We start from the raw sequence: 17,393 nt of genomic DNA, 5'->3' as shown, positions 1-17,393 counted from the left end.
GACGCGGACACCGCCCCAAGGAAGGCGGCAGTGCTATGCGGCTCGGGTGAGCTCGGCGCGGCCGAACAACAGCGCGTAGCCGGAGGGGAGTTGACGCAGGATGCGGGTGACCAGATCGGGGCCGGCGTAGGCCGCGACGGCGGAGAAGACGGACCCGGTGTCCCAGCGGGTGGTGGCCAGAGAGGCGCCGGTGCGGGTGGCGAGGTCCTTGACGAAGGCCCAGCCGCCCAGCGGCCGGGGTGAGGGCATCTGGGTGGTCAGGATGCGGGCGGCTTCCAGGGGGAGGCGGGCGGCCAGGTCGACACGTTCGTCGCCGGTCAGTTGGCGCCCCAGTCCGGCGAGCACGAGGCGGACGGCTTCCTCGGCCTTCTCGCGGGTGGGGTAGGCGCCGTCGTAGCGGACCTTCTCCAGCATGTGTTCGTACGCCTGACCGTAGGGCTGCTGAAGCGGCCTGCTCTGGTGGGTGATCACTGCGAGGGTTGCCTTTCTGTCTCTGGGGCTGTCGCTGGCGCTGTCGCCGAGGTTGTGGTGGCCCGTGTGCGGCCACCGGGGTTCAGGTGGGCCGCGGGTGACCGAAGAGAAGGTCGTAGCCCGCGGGGAGTTGGAGCAGGATCTCGTCGAGGAGGTCGTCTCCGGCGGCGTCCGCGGCCGTGGACAGTACGGCGCTGACGTCCCACGCCGCGGTCCGTTTCGTCGCGCCCTCGATCCAGGCCGCGGTCGCGCGCACGAACCGCTCCGGGGAGAGGGGCTCGGCGCTCTGCAGCGGGTTGAGGAGGATCAGGGCGAAGCCTTCCGGCAAACGCGCCGCCAGTTGGGCCCGTACTTCGCCGACCAGATGTGCGCCCAGCAGGGCGAGCACCACGCGGGCCGCGCGCTCGGCTTCCTCAAGGGTGTCGTAGTCGCCGCGTTCCTTGACGTGGTCGAGGAACGCTTCGCGTCGCATCGTCACCGTGGCCGTCACCCCTTCCCAGGGCCGAGCGGCTGCCTCGGCCCGTAGGGCCTTCTCGATCCGGGGCGCGGAGGACGGGCGAGGGGGGATCAGGTGCCCGTCCTCCGTCGCTGGGGACGCTCGCCGGTCCGGGGCGGTGCCCGCCGGTCCGGATCAGCCCGAGATCTCCTTGTGGGCGGACCCGCCCCTGATGGAGATCTTGCGGGGCTTGGCGCGCTCGGCGATCGGGATGCGCAGGGTGAGCACGCCTGCGTCGTAGTCGGCCTGGATGTGCTCGGTGTCCAGTGTGTCGGCGAGCACGATCTGGCGGGAGAAGACGCCCAGCGGCCGCTCCGACAGCTCCATCTGCACGTCGTCGGCCTTCGTCACGGGGCGGCGCTCGACCTTGACGGTCAGCATGTTCCGCTCGACGTCGATGTCGATCGCCTCGGCGGTGACGCCGGGGATGTCGAAGGCCACCACGTACTGGTCACCCTCGCGGTAGGCGTCCATCGGCATCGGGGACGGCCTCGACCAGGTGCCCGGTTCCATCAGCTGCTGCGTCAGCCGGTCCAGTTCACGGAAGGGGTCAGTGCGCATCAACATGGTGAGAACACCTCCAGCGGTTCGGGCAGTTGCTGCCAATGCGCTTCACTGACACTGTTGTAGCATGTCATCCAATGGATGACAAACAAGGTGTCGTCGAATCGATGACACGCCGGATCGAGCTGTCGGGTGACATGCCGAATGGCATGCGGGACGAGCTGCTGGAGAGCTGGCCGGACGGCCCAACCGGCCGACCAGGTGACCAACCAAGGGAGGCGCCCATGAAACCGGCCGATCGGTCGGCGTCGTCCAGTGCCGACGCGCCGAGCCCGGCGTCGTTCCTCGCCGCCGCCGCGGCCCTCGAAGCGATTGACGACGCGCTGCACACCGCCGGGCGCCAGGCCCCGGGCGGTGCCGCCGAGACGCACGACGTCGGCGCGGCTCAGGCCCTGGCTTCGCTGCTGCTGTTGCGGCAGGTCCGGGAGCAGCTCGCCGGATGGGAGACCGGGCTGATCGAAACGGCCCGCCAGGCGGGTGCCAGCTGGGCCGACCTCGCTCACCCCCTCGGCGTCGCCAGCCGCCAGGCCGCCGAGCGCCGTTACCTACGGGGGCAGCCCGGCCCCGCCGGAACCACCGGGGAACAACGCGTCCAGGCCACCCGCGAGCGCCGCGCCGCCGAGCGCACCACCGCGACCTGGGCCCGCCGCCACGCGGCCGACCTGCGCCGCATCGCAGGCCAGGTCACGGCCCTCACCGACTTGCCTACGGCGGCCCGCAATCCGCTCGGCCGGCTCCACGAGGCCCTCGCCGACGACGACCCCGCCGCGCTCGTCCACCCCCTCAACGCCACCCGCCCCCACCTCACTCCCGGCCACGCCGACCTCGCCGCGCAACTCGATGCCCTGACGAACTCCGACCCCGCGACGGACTCGGAAGCCCGCTAGCAAGGCGATCCTCGCCGCGCCGTCAGAGCAGTCCGTGACGGGGCGGCAGGGTGCCGTTGAGTACGTACCGGCCGATGTGCTGGATCTTCCAGCGGGTCGGATCGTGCAGGGTGTGGGTGCGGGCGTCCCGCCAATGCCGGTGCAGGTTCAGGGAGTTGAGCGACGAACGCGTTCCTGAGACCTCGAACAGTGCGCTGGCCACGGACACTGCCGCCTCGGCCGCCCGCACCTTCGCGGCGGCCACCGCGATGGACGCCTCGGCGGCGGACTCGTCAGTGAGGTGGGCACGCGCCTCGTCGACCGTCCGGGCGGCTTCGCGCAACAGCGCCACGGCCGCGCGCTCTTCGAGGGCGAGCTCGCCGAATCGCTGGATGAGTAGCGGGTCCTCTGCGGCGGTGTCGAGCCCGCTCTCGAACCAGGGGCGGCTCTTGGTCCGCACGAACTCGGACGCCTCGGTCAGTGCGCCCCGGGTGATGCCGACGTCGATGGCCGCGTGCAGCAACTGGGCGACCGCGCCGTGCAGTTGAGGGCCCCGGAACGTCAGGTGGTGCGGCAGGACCCGGTCGGCGGGCACCACCACGCCCTCCAGTCGGACGGTGCCGCTCGCGGTCGTCCGCTGGCCCATGCCGTCCCAGTCGTCGATCACCGTGAGCCCGTCGGCCTCCCGGGGGACGTAGGCGACGTGCGGGCGGTCGTCATCGGACAGGGCGAGGACGGGGATCCAGTGGGCGAACAGCGCGCCGGTGGAGTAGTGCTTGTCGCCGGTGAGCAGGTAGGAGCCGTCGGGCCGGGGTGTGAGGCGGGTGCGGATGTCCTGGACGTGCCGGGTGCCCGCCTCCGACTGGGCGTTGCCGAAGCGGCGCCCGGCGAGGAGTTCGGCGAAGAAGAACTTCCGCTGCTCCTCGTCGCCCTGCCGGCGGATGACATTCGCGTACACGAAGTGGCTCTGCGGGATCTGTGCGAGGCTGCCGTCGGCCGAGCCGAGCAGTCGGAAGATCTCCGCGAGTGTCAGGGTGCTGACGTCGGCGCCGCCGTGTTCCGCGGGGACGGTCACGCCGAGCAGGCCGGACCGCGACAGCCGGTCCAGTTCGGCGGTGGGGAGCCTGCGTGCCGCATCCCGTTCGGCGGCCCCGGTGCGGAACTCGTCGGCGAGAGCCGTGGCGACGGCGAGGGCTTCGGTGTCGTCGGTGATGACATGTGCGCTCATCGGGGTCAGCCCGCCGCGGCCAGGACGGGCCGGTGCCCGAGCGCGGCCGAGAACTGGTCGACGATCGGATACAGGGCCTCGGTGACGGCCGGTGCGAGCGCGAGGGTGCCGTCCTCGCGCACCGAGATGTCCTTGTCGAGGGTGAACCAGCCCTGCACGATGTGGGCCGCGCCCATCGAGGACAGCACCGGACGGAGCGCGTAGTCGATGGCGAGGACGTGGGCGACGGAGCCGCCGGTGGCGAGCGGCAGCACGGTCTTGCCGGCGAGCGCGTACTGCGGGAGCAGGTCGAGGAGTGCCTTGAGGACGCCGGAGTACGACGCCTTGTAGACCGGTGTGCCGACGACGACGCCGTCGGCGCGGGCGAACAGTTCACCGGCCTCGACGATCGCGGGGTGGCGCGGGTCGGCGCCCAGCAGTGCTTCCGCCGGGACGGTACGGACGTCGAAGGGAATCACGTCGTGCCCCTGAGCGGCCAGCTGCCGGTCGAGGTGGCGCAGGAGGCGGCCGGTGCGGGAGGTGGCGGAGGGGCTGCCGGAGACGGAAAGGACGGTGGCCATGGGGGTGTCTCTTTCTGGGAGCCGGGGCGCCCGTGCGGGATGGGCGCCCGGAAGGGAACGGTCAGGAGTACCAGGTGGGTTCGGGCAGCTCGCCCTCCAGGACCCAGCGGCCGACCTCGCGGCGCTTGTAGGCGACGGGGTCGTGCAGGGTGTGAGTGCGTACGTTGCGCCAGAAGCGGTCCAGGCCCTCCGCGCCGGCGGTGGAGCGGGCACCGGTGACCTCGAAGATCCGGTTGCCGACCTCCAGGGCGACGTCGGTCGCCCGCGCCTTGGCCGCGGCGACGCGGACCTCGAAGGCGCCGCGGATCTCGGGGGTGACGGCGTCCGGGTCGTCGTGCAGCCGCTGTCCTTCGGCGGCGACCGCGTCCGCAAGGGCCTCCGCCGCCCACAGCTTGGCGGTCAGGTCGCCGTAGATGTCGATGACGTACGGCTCGTCGACCGCGCGGTCGTACCCGCCGTGCAGCCAGGAACGGGACTTGGTGCGCGTGTAGGTGGCGGCGGTCTCCAGGGCGCCGGCCGCGACGCCGAGGTAGAAGCTGACGAACACGAGCTGGATGGTGGGAACGTTGAGGGTGTTGTAGACGCGCGCCTTGAACTTCTTGTCGACGTAGCCCGCCGCCGATGACCAGGGGGTGCGGACGCCGTCGAGGGTGACACCGCCGCTCTCGGTGAGGCGCTGGCCGATGTTGTCCCAGTCGTCGTGGAAGGTCAGGCCCGCGCTGTCGGACGGGACGATCGCGAAGACGTGCTGGTCGGTGCCTTCGAAGACACCTTCAAGGACGGTGACGTCGGAGACCTTGCTGCCGGTGGAGAAGGACTTGCGGCCGGTGAAGACGAGGTCGTCGCCGTCCTCGGTGACGACCACGTCCTGGTCGCGCGGGTTGACCGCGCCGCCGAAGAACCACTGGTTGCGGGCGGCTTCGGCCTCGACGTGCTCCCACTGTTCGCGGGTGCCGACCAGCCGGGCGGCCCAGTTCCACAGGTAGTGGTAGCCGAGGAGCTGGCCGATGGAGCCGTCGGCCTTGGCGACCTCGCGCACCACCCGGTAGGCGGTGGTCCAGTCCTGCCCGGCGCCTCCGTGCTCGACGGGGCCGAGCAGGGTGACCAGGCCGGAGTCCTTGAGGAGCCGTACTTCGGCGTGGGGAGTGGCGCCGGCCCGGTCGCGGGCGGCGGCGTCGGTGGCGAGGACGGCGGACACCTCGGCGGCGCGGGCGACCCACTCCTCGGCGGTGGCGGGGGCGGGCCGTGTGTGCCAGTCGGTAGGGGTGGCGGTGCTCATGGGGTTACCTCTTTCGCGGTGCGGTGCGGTGCGGTGCGGTGTGGTGCGCGGCGGTGCGTGGCGGTGCGCTGCGGTGTGTCACGCGAGGGCGGACTCGGGCTCTGGGTCGGGGAGTTGGGCCTCCAGCTCGCGTACGAGGGGGAGCACACGCTTGCCGAAGTACTCGACCTCCTCGTGGTAGTGCAGGAAGCCGAGCAGGAGGAGGTCGACGCCGAGCCGCTTGTAGGCGACGATGCGTTCGGCGATCTGCTCGGGGGTGCCGATCAGCCCGGTGCGGAAGCCGTCGTTGTACTGGACGAGGTCCTCGAAGCCGGAGTCCTGCCACATGCCCTTGCCGTCGGACGTGGCCCGGCCGGCCTGTTTTACGGCGGCGCCGAAGCCCTCGACGGCCTCGGTGTCGGCCTTGGCGACGATCTCCCGGAGGGTGTCTCGGGCCTCGGCCTCGGTGTCGCGGGCGATCAGGAAGCCGTTGAGGCCGAACTTCGGTGGCGTACGGCCGACTTCGGCGGCGGACTTGCGGACGTCGTCGATCTGCTCGATCACCCCGTCGTAGTCCTTGCCGTTGGAGAAGTACCAGTCTGAGACCCGGCCGGCCATGGCGCGGGCGGCGGTGGAGTTGCCGCCCTGGAAGATCTCCGGGTGCGGGCGTTCGGGGGTGTTGAGCGGCTTCGGCTTGAGGGAGAAGTCGCGCACCCGGTAGAAGTCGCCGGCGAGTTCGGTGCGGTCCTCGGTCCAGATCTGGCGCAGGGCGCGGATGAACTCCTCGGAGCGGCGGTAGCGTTCGTCGTGCTCCAGCCAGGGTTCGCCGAGTGCGGTGAACTCGCCCTTGAACCAGCCGGACACGACGTTCACGGCGAAGCGGCCGTTGGACAGGTGGTCGGCGGTGGCGCCGAACTTGGCGAGGACGCCGGGATGCCACAGGCCGGGGTGGACGGCGGCGATGACCTTCAGGCGCTGGGTGGCGAGCAGCAGGGCGAGGCTGAAGCCGGTCGTCTCGTGCTGGAACTCGGCGCCGTAGCTGGCCATGTAGCGGACCTGGCTGAGCGCGTATTCGAAGCCGTTGTTCTCGGCGAGGACGGCGAGTTCGCGGTTGTACTCGTACCCCCAGTCGGTGCGTTGTTCGATCGTGCTGGTGACGAGTCCACCACTGACATTGGGGACCCAGTACGCGAATTTCACGGGCGCTGCGGACATCGCGGAACTCCTGGTGCGGAATGTTTTCGGGCACGCCGAAATCGACGGTCGTGCACGGGCACATGAATGAGCCGAGAACGGGCGCGGCGGCGCCGCAAAGGGCGCGCGGGCATACCCGGTTCAGGCGGTGAAGGGCGTGATCTGCGGCGGAGTGGTCAGGCCGCGGCGCAACAGGAGGCGCTGGAGACGCGTGCGAGGTCGACGTGGCGTCGCCGCGTGAGGTCCAGTCGCTGCTTCATGCCGTTGATGGTTGCAGCAGCCGTGGAGAACCGTCAAGGAAAACCCGACCGTTCTCGTCTCGCGGACCATTGAATTCACGAAGGTGTTACAGGGAAATCCTTGAACGCCTTGAACGCCCCTCGAATCCCGGCGCATTCATCCGTGATGCGGGCCGAACAGCTGGAATCGTGCTATCCGGCGCCGCCCGCCGCCACGTACCGGCCCGGTCGATGGAGGTCGACGGCAGGGGTGAAGGTGAACCCGGAGCCGCGGCGGTCGACGCGACCGGCGGACGGGGCGGCGAAGTGTGCGGGCAGCATCGCGATTCCGGTGTCGGCCAGCCAGTCCAGCGTCCGCCTGCGGGTGTGTGCTGAGAGGGCGGGGTCGACGCAGTAGCGGGTGCTGTTGTCCGGGTCCATCAGTTGGAGCGGGTGGTGGAGGATGTCGCCGGTGAGCAGCATCCGCGCCCGGGAGCCGGTGACGAGGACGGCCGTGTTGCCGGGTGTGTGCCCCGGGGCCGGGCACAGCCGCACATGCGGGCCGAGCTCGGCGTCCGGGGGTGTCAGATCCAACAGGCCCGCCTCGGCGGCCGGTTCGATGCTGTCGGCGAGGTAGTCGCCGGTCCGGGTCATCGCCGCGGCCCCCGCCCCCGAGGCCCGGGCCGCCAAGGAGGCCGCCTTCCGGGACCGGATCCGCGCCGGCGAGAGCACCCTTGACCTGCTCGGACTTCCGCACCCCGAAGCCACAGGGGCGGTTCGCTAGTCGGCTAGGGTTGCCGGGGGCACCGGGCATGAGGAGGCGAACAGGGTTGGGACGACCAGCGGACGCGATCTATCTGGCCCTGAAGTCCTCCATCCAGACCGGCCGACTCGCCCCCGGCGAGCATCTCGTCGAAGAGAACCTGCGCGCCGAATACGGTGTCAGCCGCACCCCGGTGCGTACGGCGCTCCGCAGGCTCAGCGAGGACGGCCTCGTCACCATCGAGGCCAACCGCGGCGCCTTCGTGGCGTCATGGACCGACAGCGACGCCACCGAGGTCATGGCGATCCGCTCCATGCTCGAGCCGTACGCCGCCCAGCTCGCCGCGGAACGCCGCACCGACGAGCAGCTCGCACAGCTCCACCAGCTGTGCGACCGGATGGAAGGCTCCGCGAAGGGCCAGGCCGCCGGTTTCCGCGACGAACTGGCCCACGACAACCACGAGTTCCACCTTCTCGTCCTGCAATGCGCCGCCTCCCCGCGGCTCTACGGCATCGCGGTCAACCTCGCCCGCGCGCCGATGATGCTGGGCTCCTTCCAGCTCTACAGCGACCACCAGCTCACGCGCAGCCTCCAGGACCACCGCGAACTGGTGAACGCCATCGCCCAGCGCGACGCCGCCGCGGCACGCGCCATCATGGAGGCCCACCTCCGGCTGTCGTACCTCGCGTTGACCGCACCAGGAAGCGGGCACCGGGGAGGGTGACCGGCGTCCAGCCGTTCACTACGCGCCCGGCGCGGTGGCCAGCAGGCCGCGGCAGGCCGTGAGTGCCAGGTGGGCGGTGAAGGTGTCGTGGTCCACCGCCTCGGTGGCGAAGTCCGACCCGTGCGCGGTGCGTACGACGCACGCGGAGAAGACCGTGGCGAAGCACTGGCGTGCGGCCTCCTCGGGGTGCGGGTGCGTGATCCGGTCGCGGACGTTGAGCAGGAGCGCGGTGAACGTGTCGGCGAGGGCGTGCACATGGGCCCGGCCGCGACGCAGGACTTCGGGGTGGGCGCCGGACAGCAGGAGCACGGGTTTGAGGAAGGCCGCGTGCTGCCTGAAGAGGGTCGTCAGCTGAGTGACGGCGGCCGTGATCAGTTCGTCCGCGGGCATGCCCTGCCACCGGTCCGGGTCACGGAAGGGCTCCTCGTCGGCGGTGACGCGGGAGATGCCGTGCTCGTAGACGGCGAGGAACAGGGCGTCCTTGTTCGTGGTGCGGTCGTACAGGGCCCTGGGGGCGACCTGCGCCCGCTCGCAGAGGGCGGCGATGGTGAACGCCTCATAGCCGCCCTCCTCGACGAGGGCGACGCCGGCGTCCAGGACGCGGGCCCACGCGCGGCGGGTGCGTTCCTGGCGCGGCTCGCGGATCTCCAGGTCGTCGGTGTGGTGTGCGGTGGTGGGCATGCGGGCCATTCTCGCTCCTGCTCTCCGGGGGAAATCCTGCTCGCGCCCATTGACATGTGGCCCGGTCGGACCGGTCTAATGACCTCCGAACAGAAACCGTACTGCGCACTACGCTTTCCCGGGCGACGGTGAGGAGGGTCCTCCGCGCGCCGGCCCGTCCTTCGCATCAGGATTCGCATCAGGAGAGGCCTCATGCCAGACGCTCCTTCCCTCCGGCGGCCCGGCCGGGTCGCCGTCGTCGGTGCCGGACCCGCCGGCATGGCCGCCGCGCTCTCCGCCCACCAGGCGGGCCACGAGGTCACGCTCTTCGAGAGGCACGCCGAGGCCCGGCCGGCCGGCAACATCCTCAATCTGTGGCCCGCGCCCATCAAAGCCCTCGGCCTGCTCGGCGTGGACACCGAGGACCTCGGGGCCCCGTGCCAGAGCGAGTTCCGCAATGTGCGCGGCAAGCGACGGGTCCGGGTCCGGCTGCCCGAGCACGTCGTGCGCGACTACGGCGGCGGGTTCATCGGGCTGCTCCGCCCGGACCTGTACGAGCGGCTGCTGGCCGCGCTCCCACCGGGTGTGCTGCGCACCGGTCACACACTGGAAAGGGTGGAGCAGGACGACCGCGCCGTCCGGTTGCAGCTGGGCGACGGATCCGTCCACGAGGCCGACGTCCTGATCGGCGCCGACGGCATCAACTCCCTGGTCCGGCGCACCCTTTGGGGCGACACCCCGATCCGCCCGCACCATCTGCAGCTCTACGGGGGCTACACCCTCGCCGGGACCGTCGCCGCGCCCAAGGGGCTGTGCGTGCTGACCCACAGCGCCACCGTTCAGGGCGCTTGGACGGCCATCCGCAGCAAGGGCCGTGACGGATTCCAGTGGTGGGTGCTCAGCGCCCACGACATCGACCGACCGGTGCCGGACGATCTGCACGGCGCCGCAGCCCGCCTGGCCCGCGGCTTCCCCGATCCGCTGCCGCGGCTCATCGCCGCGACCGACCCCGGCCATGTGCAGAGCTGGCCGCTGAGGGATCGCAGGCCGCTCAAGCAGTGGGCGAAGGGCAGGGTCACCCTCATCGGCGACGCCGCCCACCCCACCTCCCCGTACGCCGCCTACGGAGCCGGGATGGCGACCGAGGACGGCTATTTCCTCGGTCGGCGCCTGGCGGGTGTGGACCTCGGCGATCGCGTCGCCGTACGCCGGGCCCTCGAAGCCTTCGAGGCGCCGCGCAAGCCGCACACCGCCCGGCAGTCGCAGACCGCCTGGGCGCTCGGCAAGGTGTTCCACCACGTGCCGGCTCCGCTGCGCCCGCTGCGCGACGCCGTCCTCGACCACACGCCGCTGTTGCAGAAGGTCGTCGGCGAGCGGACACCGGGGGAGATCCTGAAGCAGTTGGAGGAGATCGAGCTCGCGGAGCGGGCCTTCACCGCTGTGCGCGGGTAACTGGCCGTCGTATCAAGTGAGTTCGGCCGACAAGCGCTGCAGCGTCGTCGCGTGGCCGAGCGGTGTGCCGGTCTCCACCCAGTGCGTCAGCGGGGCCGTCGAGAAGATGCCGGACGCGGCGAGGAGGCCCGCGCCGATGACGCCCTCGCGGTGGTCGAGCGACGCGGCACGGATCGTCAGGCCGGCGGTCACGAGGCGGATGCACCGGGCGCGGACCGTCGACGTGACGTGGTCCAGGAAGCGGGGCCCGGTGCGCAGGACGCCGCCGCCGAGGACGAGGACGCCGGGGTTGCAGAAGTTGACCAGGTTGGCGATGACGTCGGCGACCAGGCGGGACCGGGTCTCGATCATTTCCAGGGCCAGGGCGTCGCCGGTGACCGCGGCGGCGCCGATCTCACCGAGCGTCAGCCGGCCGCTGCGCGCGAGGACCTTGGACAGGTACGGGCTCTCGGCCACCCGGCGCAGGGACTCGTCGAGCATCGACCAGCCGCTCGCGACCGCTTCCAGGCAGCCGGTCTGACCGCAGCGGCAGACGGCCGACGGGTCGTCGGTGATGTGGGTGTGGCCGATGTCGCCCGCGGCCCCGCGGTCGCCCCGCAGCAGCCGGCCGCCCGCCACCAGACCCGCCCCGATGCCGGTGCCCACCTTGATGAACAGCATGTCCCGGCCGTCGCGCGGAGCGCCTCGCGTCCACTCGCCTAGAGCCATCAGGTTCACGTCGTTGTCGACCCAGACCGGCGCGTCGTAGTGCTCGCGCAGCCAGGAACGCACGCTGAAGCCGTCCCAGCCGGGCATGATGGGCGGCTCGACGAGACGTCCTGTGGCGAACTCGACGGGCCCCGGCACGCCGATGCCGATGGCCCACGGCCTGCCGAGCCCGGTCTTCGCGGCCAGCGCGGCGAACGCCGACTGCACGCGCTCCATGGTGGGCCCGGGCCCGGCGTCGACGTCCCAGTCCTCGTGGTGCGAGGCGATGGTCGTACCGGACAGGTCCATGATCGCGGCGTGGAACTCGGACGCCCCGATGGCCGCGGCGTAGATGTGTCCGGCGTCGGTCCGGAAGCGCAGCGTCCGTGCCTGCCGGCCGCCGGACGACGCCGCCAGCTCGCCGTCCTCGAGCAGCCCCGACTCGATGGCCTGGTCGACGCGCTGGGCGACGACCTTGCGGCTGAGCCCTGTCATGGTGACAAGTTCGGGCCGGGTGGTGGCGCGGCCCGTGCGGACGAGGTTGACGACTATCGCCAGCGGCGCGGCCTCCAGCGTCGGCAGGGTGGCGGCCGGGAAGAACCGCGTCGGCTGCTCCGGTGCCGGAACGCCGCCGAGCGGGACCGGGCGCCCCATGTCTTCCCCGTTCGTCGTGTCCACGGTTGCCTTGTCACGCGATGTTACGACAGCGGGCCCCCGCCCTGGTGCGGGGCGGGGGTACGGGACTCAACGCCCTCGGGCCTCCCGCTCCAGCTTCCGCAGCAGCGCGTGCTGGCGGCGGACCTGCTCGATGGACCGGGCGGGGATCCGGTCGCCCTCGTACTCGCTGGAGAGGTAGCCGGTGTAGCCGTGCTCGACGAGTGTCCCGACGATCTCGGGCCACGGGATGTGCGGGTCCGTCAGCTCGTCCGTGATGTCGAAGAACTTCGCCTGGATGAAGGCGACATACGGCAGGACCGCCACCAGATCCGCCATCGGCACGGCGAGGGGACGGCGCCAGCCGGCCTCCTGGGCCTCCTCGTCGAGCCCCGCGTGGTGTGCGTCGGTGGCCGCGCGCTGGAAGACACCGGTGTCGATGAGGAGCCGGAAGTGGTCGGTGCCGGTGCGTTCGATGAAGGCGAGGTAGTCGTCGACGACCTCGTGCTTGATGGGGGTGGGTGCGTGGATCTCGGGGCAGATGACGATGTCGAGCCCGGCGGCGTGGTCCAGGACGCGCTCGATGACCGCCTCCCAGATGGGGTGCGGCTTGAGCTCCTGCGAGATCACACCGATCTTCGGGCGCAGGGTGGTGAAGCCGAGGGTGGCGGCGAGGCCGAGGTCCCTGCGCAGGATGGTGACACCCTCGTCGACGGTCAGGTCGCGGTGCTGCCACATCCGGGAGTCGATCCAGGAGCCGTAGTTGGTGGCGGTCAGGCCGTGCTGTTCGAGACCGGCGTGCCAGTCGTCGATCCACCGGGTGCTCGGCGTGGGATAGCCGCTGATGTTGCCCTCGCCGAGGATCTCGATGCCGCTCGCGCCGATGTCGGCGATGTGGGCCATGGCGTCGTCGAGGGTGAGCAGGGTGTACATGTCTCCCGTGTAGCTGTAGAGGGAGACGCCGTACTGGAAGGTGTTGTGGCCACTCGTCACAGGAGCGTGACCTTTCGCTCGTCGTGGAAGACCGAGGGCTGGAACTCGGCGGGGATGTACGGGGCTTGGAGGGCGATGTCGACCTCGACGAGGTGCACACCCGCCGGCAGACCGCCGGGGTGCGGGACGGTGATGACGGCCGGCTCGTCGAGCTGCCAGCGGACATCGGTCGAGGTGCGCAGTTCGGCACAGGTGAACTCGCGGCCCTGAAGCGTCCACCGTGGTGTCTCGCGGTCCCAGTGCAGGTCACCGACCCGCACCGAGACACCTTCGATGAGGCTGCCCCACAGGCCGCGGTAGTTCGGCATGCGCAGCTGGAACTGGAAGCCGATGGTCTCGCCGTCGACGCGCACGTTGCGTACGCTGCGGCTCTGGATGATGTCCCGGTCGAGCATGGAGCCTCCGGTGGGTAGGAACCCGGTGAGTAGGAACGGGGTAGGTGGGGGTCAGCTTTCGGCGGCCGCGATACTGCGCGCGCCGCCGACGGCGAGGGCGACCGACGTCAGTGTCGGATTGCAGGCGGTGGCGGTGGGGATGACACCGTTCCCGGCGACGAACAGGCCGCGCACGCCCCACACTTGGCTGGTGGGATCGCACACCGAGGCCCCGTCGTCGGTGTCACCCATCCGTACGGTGCCCTGGTAGTGCAGCGACGCTCCGGCGGGGAAGAGCAGCGGTGGTGTGTCGTCGAGCGGCTCGCCGAGGGCCGCCGCCGCGCGCAGGATCTCGGTGCGGGCACCGTCGATGGCCGCCAGGTCCGCCTCCGTGAGCCGGTAATGGAGTTCCATCGCGGGCATGCCGTAGCCGTCCACCTCGTCGTCCCGGAAGGCGATCCGGTCCTCGGCCCGCAACTCCTTGGCGCAGAACCATCCGAGGCCCACCACGGAACCGGGCGCCAGATCGTCGTCCGCCAGCGGCACCGGCGAGGCGTCGAGCTGCATGACCTGTCCGTGGTACGGATGCGCGTCGGTGTACGGCACCCAGGCCACGCCACTGCCGGCCGACACACCCACCCCGTCGCCCGCGGCGGGCGGCAGGTCGGGCAGGTCCCGCATCCGTACGGCGTACACGAGTTGGGGCTGATCGTTGAGGTGGCGGCCGAGGGCGGCGGGCCGGACACCGGAGGCGTGGAGGAGCTGCGGGGTGCGCAGGCTGTCACCTGCCACCACGACGTACCGGGCCGCCACCTCGTGCTCGGTGCCGGTACGCCGGTCGCGCACCCGCACACCACGCACGGACGGCCCGCCCTGGCGCCCGTCCCTGTCCTCGTCCTCGTCGAGCACGACCCGAGTCACCAACGCCTCGGCGAACAGCTCGAAACGCGGATTGTCCCGCGTGACATCACCGAAGACGGTGTCGGCGCCGCACCACAACGACCGGCCGTCCGCCGTACGCCGCACGGCCATCGGCATCGCCTGCACCTGCCGGTCGCCGGCGCGATCGTGGTCGAGGGCGACGGAGAGCCGCTTGCGGACCTCGTCGGCGAACGGCGCGTCGGCCAGCACCTCGGCGGACACGTCGAGCAACCGCTCGGCCTCGTCCAGCCACGCCCCCAACTCCGGTAGGAATCCGATGACTTCACCGTTACCCGGACGCGGGCAGGCGCCGGTCCAGTGCGCGCCCATGCCGCCGACGTTGCTGGACATGGCCGCGGCGGGCATCCCGGTGTCGCCGTCTCCCTGAGGCCCGTTCCAGGGCCCGCTCGGGAGCAGGAACGTTCCCGGCCGCTGCAACCTCGCCCGGTCGGCGGCGTAGTCGTCCATGGTGTCGGTCGATGCGGCCCGGGCGAGCGGTCGCGGCCCCTCGGAGTCGCGCTGCGCTCGGGCCCGCCGTTCGGTGTCGGCGATGTTCTTCACGTGCGTGCCCGGCGGGTCACTGATCAGCGGCCCGGCCTCGAAGACGGCGAGCCGCAACTGAGGAGCGCGCTCGCTCAGCACCCGCGCGTACGCGGCGCCCGCGGGGCCGCTGCCGACGATCGCGACGTCGACTGCGGCGGGAAATCCGGCACTGGGGGAACGGGGCATGGGGCCTCCTCGGGCGCCGCACGGAGCGCGGATGCCACGTGCTTCGGAGCGAACGCGCACAACTTAAGTGCGTGAGGAACTTAAGGCAAGGATGGCCGTGTGTAGACCCGGCCTCCCAGTAAGGCCCCTGAAGGGCAGTTGATCGCGCGCGATTGATTCCGCGCGAAGCGTTGACTTAGGTCCGTCAGGCACACAAGATGCGCAACACGCCATCCAGGCAACGACCCAGGCAACGACGCTGAGGTGAAGGACTCGATGATGAGCAGCACCAGGAAGCCCGAAACGCCCGGCAGGGATTCGGCACGGCCGGCTCCCGCCGAGGGCGACGGCGTCGCCGACAGACCGCTCGATGTGGCGGACGACCCGCGCGCGGTGCGCCGCGGCGAACGCGCCGCCTTCGCGCTGGGGGACGTGGCGTCCAACCTGACATGGACGACCATCTCCAGCTACCTGCTCTTCTTCTACACCGACGTCGCCGGCATCGCGGCGGGAACGGTCGGCGTGCTGATGCTGATCGCCCGTCTCCTCGACGCCTTCTTCGACCCCGCCGTCGGCCTGCTGGTCGACCGCACGAGCACACGGTGGGGCCGCGCCCGCCCCTATCTCCTCTTCGGCGCCCCGCTGCTCGGCGTGCTGACCCTCCTGACGTTCCTCACGCCCGGCGGCGGCGGAACGGCCGCGGTGATCTACGCGTACGTGACGTTCGTCCTGGTCGGCCTGGCGTACTCGCTGGTCAACGTCCCGTACGGCGCGCTCATGGCGATGGCCACGCGGGACTCCGGGACGCGGATGCAGCTCGCGGGCATGCGCTCCTTCGGTGTCGGTATCGGCCTCGTCGTGGTGTCCACGGCGACCCAGCCACTGATCACCTTGTTCGGCGGTTCGTCGACGTCGCGCGCCGGGTTCGCCTGGACCATCGGCCTGTACGCGGTGGTGGGCATGGCCCTCTTCTGGGCGGTCCACGGCCTCGTCAACGAGCGCGTACCCGCCGCCCCGCACACCACGGAGGGCGGCGCCGGGATCTGGACCTCGATCAAGGCCCTGGCACAAAACCGCCCCTGGCTGTCCGTCTTCGCCTTCTCGGTCCTGTCCTTCGCGCGGCTCGGCATCATCACGGGCGGCGCCGTCTACTTCGCACTGCACGTCCTGCACAAGCCGACGGCGGTCCCGGTCATCCTGCTGGCGTTCTCGCTCTCGGCGGTGTTCGGTTCGCTGCTGACCGCGCGCCTCCTGCGCCTGCTGGGCCAGCGCCGCGGCATCCTCGTCGGGCTGGTGGTGTGCATCGTGCTCAGCGCCCTGCTGTTCTTCCTGCGGGACGACCTCGTTGCCTGCACCGCGGTCTTCTTCGTCGCGAACCTGGTCGGAGGACTTGGCTTCGTGGCCGGACCGGCCCTGGTCGCCGACAGCGCGGAGTGGCACGAGTGGCGCAGCGGCCGCCGCGACGAGGGCCTGCTGTTCGCCGGCTACAGCATGAGCACCAAGATCGGCGCCGCGCTGGGTTCGGCCTGCCTGGCGTGGGGCCTGGCGGCCATCGACTACAGCCCCGGCTCGGTCACTTCGTCCGTGAGCGACGGCATCGCCTGGCTGTTCATCGGCCTGCCCATCGTGGTGGCCGCACTCCAGGCGGCGGTGATCGCGACGTACTCCCTGGAGTCGAAGCTGCCGGCCATCAAGGCGGAGAACGTGCGGGTCAGGGAGGGGGGTTAGCGCTCCAGCTCGCTGAGCTCCGCGGTGAACTGCGCACCGGTGAGCAGCGCCAGGTTGGACAACCACAGCCAGATGAGGAAGACCACCGCGCCCGCCAGCGAGCCGTAGAGCCTGCTGTAGGTGCTCAACTCCGAGGTGTAGAGAGCGAATCCTGCGGAGGCGCACAGCCACAGGAAGGCGGCCAGGGCGCCGCCGGGGATGCTGTGGGCGCGGGCGCGGGCCTGCGCGGGGCCGGTGCGGAAGACGATGACGACGAGCAGGGCGACCACGCAGAGCAGCATGGGCCAGCGCAGCAGGCTCCACGCCCACGCGGCGGCGGTGTCGAGACCGAGGTAGCGGCCCAGCGTCTCGGCGACCGGGCCTGTCATCAGGAGCACCAGGGCGCTGAGGACGAGGATGCCGAGCAGGGCGAGCGCCGTGCCCAGGATGCGGTGGGCCTTGTGCCAGGTCGAGCGGCGGTCCGCGACCCGGTGCATGCGGTGGACCGCGCGCCGGAACACCGCGAGGTAACTGGAGGCCGACCACAGCGCGCTGACCGCGCCGCCTGCCAGTAGGGTCCAGGCAGCCGTGCCGTGGCTCAGCGCTCGCGACAGGACGTCGTGGAGCTGGGTGCCGGACTGGCCGGGAGCGTACGCGCTGACGTGGGCGATGAACTCCTCGGCCGTCGCCGGGCTGATGAGGCTGAACGCCAGGGAGATGACCAGCAGGGAGGGCAGTACGGTCAGGATCGCGTAGTACGTGAGCGCGGCCGCGGAGTCCGACAGGTCGTCACGCCACATCGACACCGGTGTACGGCGCAGCGCGGCCCGCCAGACGGACATGCGACTGTCACCTCGTGAGGGGAGGGGGCGCGGGTCCCGCCCGTGCGGCGTTC

The 17,393-nt window shown here is 71.1% G+C and carries 19 protein-coding genes; 4 read left to right on the top strand and 15 right to left on the bottom strand.

The window, feature by feature from the left end; translation table 11 throughout:
• Nucleotides 1-33 precede the first annotated feature (33 nt).
• From ACFV9W_RS24545 to ACFV9W_RS24535, 3 genes are all read right to left on the bottom strand, one after another.
• The gene (locus ACFV9W_RS24545; RefSeq protein ID WP_385764444.1) at nucleotides 34-414 is read right to left on the bottom strand and encodes a DUF2267 domain-containing protein; all 381 of its coding nucleotides are present in this window, start codon (nucleotides 412-414) and stop codon (nucleotides 34-36) included.
• Between the two features lie 139 nt (nucleotides 415-553).
• Complete coding sequence (locus ACFV9W_RS24540) at nucleotides 554-949, bottom strand: DUF2267 domain-containing protein (RefSeq protein WP_385764391.1); 396 nt, start codon at nucleotides 947-949, stop codon at nucleotides 554-556.
• A gap of 153 nt (nucleotides 950-1,102) precedes the next feature.
• A complete protein-coding gene (locus ACFV9W_RS24535) occupies nucleotides 1,103-1,534 on the bottom strand; it encodes an Hsp20/alpha crystallin family protein (protein ID WP_385764389.1) in 432 nt (143 codons plus the stop codon).
• A gap of 221 nt (nucleotides 1,535-1,755) precedes the next feature.
• On the opposite strand from ACFV9W_RS24535, the gene ACFV9W_RS24530 reads away from it, so the two are divergent.
• Nucleotides 1,756-2,418 (top strand): type III effector protein, encoded by a 663-nt coding sequence (locus ACFV9W_RS24530; RefSeq protein WP_385764387.1) that lies wholly within the window; start codon nucleotides 1,756-1,758, stop codon nucleotides 2,416-2,418.
• A 22-nt stretch (nucleotides 2,419-2,440) separates the two neighbouring features.
• Here ACFV9W_RS24530 and ACFV9W_RS24525 read toward each other — a convergent pair whose 3' ends face one another.
• From ACFV9W_RS24525 to ACFV9W_RS24500, 6 genes are all read right to left on the bottom strand, one after another.
• Nucleotides 2,441-3,625, bottom strand: a complete 1,185-nt coding sequence (locus ACFV9W_RS24525; RefSeq protein WP_385764385.1) for an SfnB family sulfur acquisition oxidoreductase — start codon at nucleotides 3,623-3,625, stop codon at nucleotides 2,441-2,443.
• A gap of 5 nt (nucleotides 3,626-3,630) precedes the next feature.
• On the bottom strand, nucleotides 3,631-4,185 hold the full coding sequence (ssuE, locus tag ACFV9W_RS24520; protein WP_385764383.1) for an NADPH-dependent FMN reductase: 555 nt from the start codon (nucleotides 4,183-4,185) through the stop codon (nucleotides 3,631-3,633).
• A 61-nt stretch (nucleotides 4,186-4,246) separates the two neighbouring features.
• The gene (locus ACFV9W_RS24515; RefSeq protein WP_385764381.1) at nucleotides 4,247-5,464 is read right to left on the bottom strand and encodes an acyl-CoA dehydrogenase family protein; all 1,218 of its coding nucleotides are present in this window, start codon (nucleotides 5,462-5,464) and stop codon (nucleotides 4,247-4,249) included.
• A gap of 78 nt (nucleotides 5,465-5,542) precedes the next feature.
• On the bottom strand, nucleotides 5,543-6,658 hold the full coding sequence (gene sfnG / locus ACFV9W_RS24510; RefSeq protein WP_385764379.1) for a dimethylsulfone monooxygenase SfnG: 1,116 nt from the start codon (nucleotides 6,656-6,658) through the stop codon (nucleotides 5,543-5,545).
• 155 nt (nucleotides 6,659-6,813) lie between these two features.
• On the bottom strand, nucleotides 6,814-6,897 hold the full coding sequence (locus ACFV9W_RS24505; RefSeq protein ID WP_385764442.1) for a putative leader peptide: 84 nt from the start codon (nucleotides 6,895-6,897) through the stop codon (nucleotides 6,814-6,816).
• 171 nt (nucleotides 6,898-7,068) lie between these two features.
• Nucleotides 7,069-7,509 carry a hypothetical protein gene (locus ACFV9W_RS24500; RefSeq protein WP_385764377.1) on the bottom strand — a complete coding sequence of 147 codons (441 nt, stop codon included), beginning with the start codon at nucleotides 7,507-7,509 and terminating at the stop codon, nucleotides 7,069-7,071.
• Nucleotides 7,510-7,685: 176 nt separating this feature from the next.
• Between ACFV9W_RS24500 and ACFV9W_RS24495 the strand changes: the two genes are divergently transcribed.
• Nucleotides 7,686-8,342 carry a GntR family transcriptional regulator gene (locus ACFV9W_RS24495; protein WP_385764375.1) on the top strand — a complete coding sequence of 219 codons (657 nt, stop codon included), beginning with the start codon at nucleotides 7,686-7,688 and terminating at the stop codon, nucleotides 8,340-8,342.
• An 18-nt stretch (nucleotides 8,343-8,360) separates the two neighbouring features.
• On the opposite strand, the gene ACFV9W_RS24490 is transcribed toward ACFV9W_RS24495, so the two are convergent.
• Nucleotides 8,361-9,023: a TetR/AcrR family transcriptional regulator gene (locus ACFV9W_RS24490; protein ID WP_385764373.1), complete on the bottom strand. Its 663-nt coding sequence runs from the start codon at nucleotides 9,021-9,023 to the stop codon at nucleotides 8,361-8,363.
• 192 nt (nucleotides 9,024-9,215) lie between these two features.
• Between ACFV9W_RS24490 and ACFV9W_RS24485 the strand changes: the two genes are divergently transcribed.
• A complete protein-coding gene (locus ACFV9W_RS24485; protein WP_385764372.1) occupies nucleotides 9,216-10,454 on the top strand; it encodes an FAD-dependent oxidoreductase in 1,239 nt (412 codons plus the stop codon).
• A gap of 12 nt (nucleotides 10,455-10,466) precedes the next feature.
• On the opposite strand, the gene ACFV9W_RS24480 is transcribed toward ACFV9W_RS24485, so the two are convergent.
• The 4 genes from ACFV9W_RS24480 to ACFV9W_RS24465 form a co-directional block, all read right to left on the bottom strand.
• Entirely contained in the window at nucleotides 10,467-11,795 is a 1,329-nt protein-coding gene (locus ACFV9W_RS24480) for an ROK family protein (RefSeq protein WP_385764370.1), read from the bottom strand.
• 90 nt (nucleotides 11,796-11,885) lie between these two features.
• The gene (locus ACFV9W_RS24475; protein WP_385764368.1) at nucleotides 11,886-12,788 is read right to left on the bottom strand and encodes a sugar phosphate isomerase/epimerase family protein; all 903 of its coding nucleotides are present in this window, start codon (nucleotides 12,786-12,788) and stop codon (nucleotides 11,886-11,888) included.
• Complete coding sequence (locus tag ACFV9W_RS24470; protein WP_385764366.1) at nucleotides 12,785-13,183, bottom strand: DUF6379 domain-containing protein; 399 nt, start codon at nucleotides 13,181-13,183, stop codon at nucleotides 12,785-12,787. Before ACFV9W_RS24470 ends, ACFV9W_RS24475 begins: the two co-directional genes overlap by 4 nt.
• Nucleotides 13,184-13,234: 51 nt before the next feature.
• Nucleotides 13,235-14,812: a GMC oxidoreductase gene (locus ACFV9W_RS24465; RefSeq protein ID WP_385764363.1), complete on the bottom strand. Its 1,578-nt coding sequence runs from the start codon at nucleotides 14,810-14,812 to the stop codon at nucleotides 13,235-13,237.
• A 258-nt stretch (nucleotides 14,813-15,070) separates the two neighbouring features.
• Here ACFV9W_RS24465 and ACFV9W_RS24460 point away from each other — a divergent pair, with 258 nt between their 5' ends.
• Nucleotides 15,071-16,519 carry an MFS transporter gene (locus ACFV9W_RS24460; RefSeq protein WP_385764361.1) on the top strand — a complete coding sequence of 483 codons (1,449 nt, stop codon included), beginning with the start codon at nucleotides 15,071-15,073 and terminating at the stop codon, nucleotides 16,517-16,519.
• On the opposite strand, the gene ACFV9W_RS24455 is transcribed toward ACFV9W_RS24460, so the two are convergent.
• On the bottom strand, nucleotides 16,516-17,340 hold the full coding sequence (locus ACFV9W_RS24455; RefSeq protein WP_385764359.1) for a YihY/virulence factor BrkB family protein: 825 nt from the start codon (nucleotides 17,338-17,340) through the stop codon (nucleotides 16,516-16,518). The genes ACFV9W_RS24460 and ACFV9W_RS24455 overlap by 4 nt on opposite strands.
• Nucleotides 17,341-17,393: the final 53 nt, after the last annotated feature.

It is taken from the genome of Streptomyces sp. NPDC059897, from assembly GCF_042730865.1.
GTDB lineage: Bacteria > Actinomycetota > Actinomycetes > Streptomycetales > Streptomycetaceae > Streptomyces.
The sequence above is the reverse complement of the archived record's forward strand: the minus strand, read 5'-3'. Positions and strand labels throughout refer to the sequence as shown.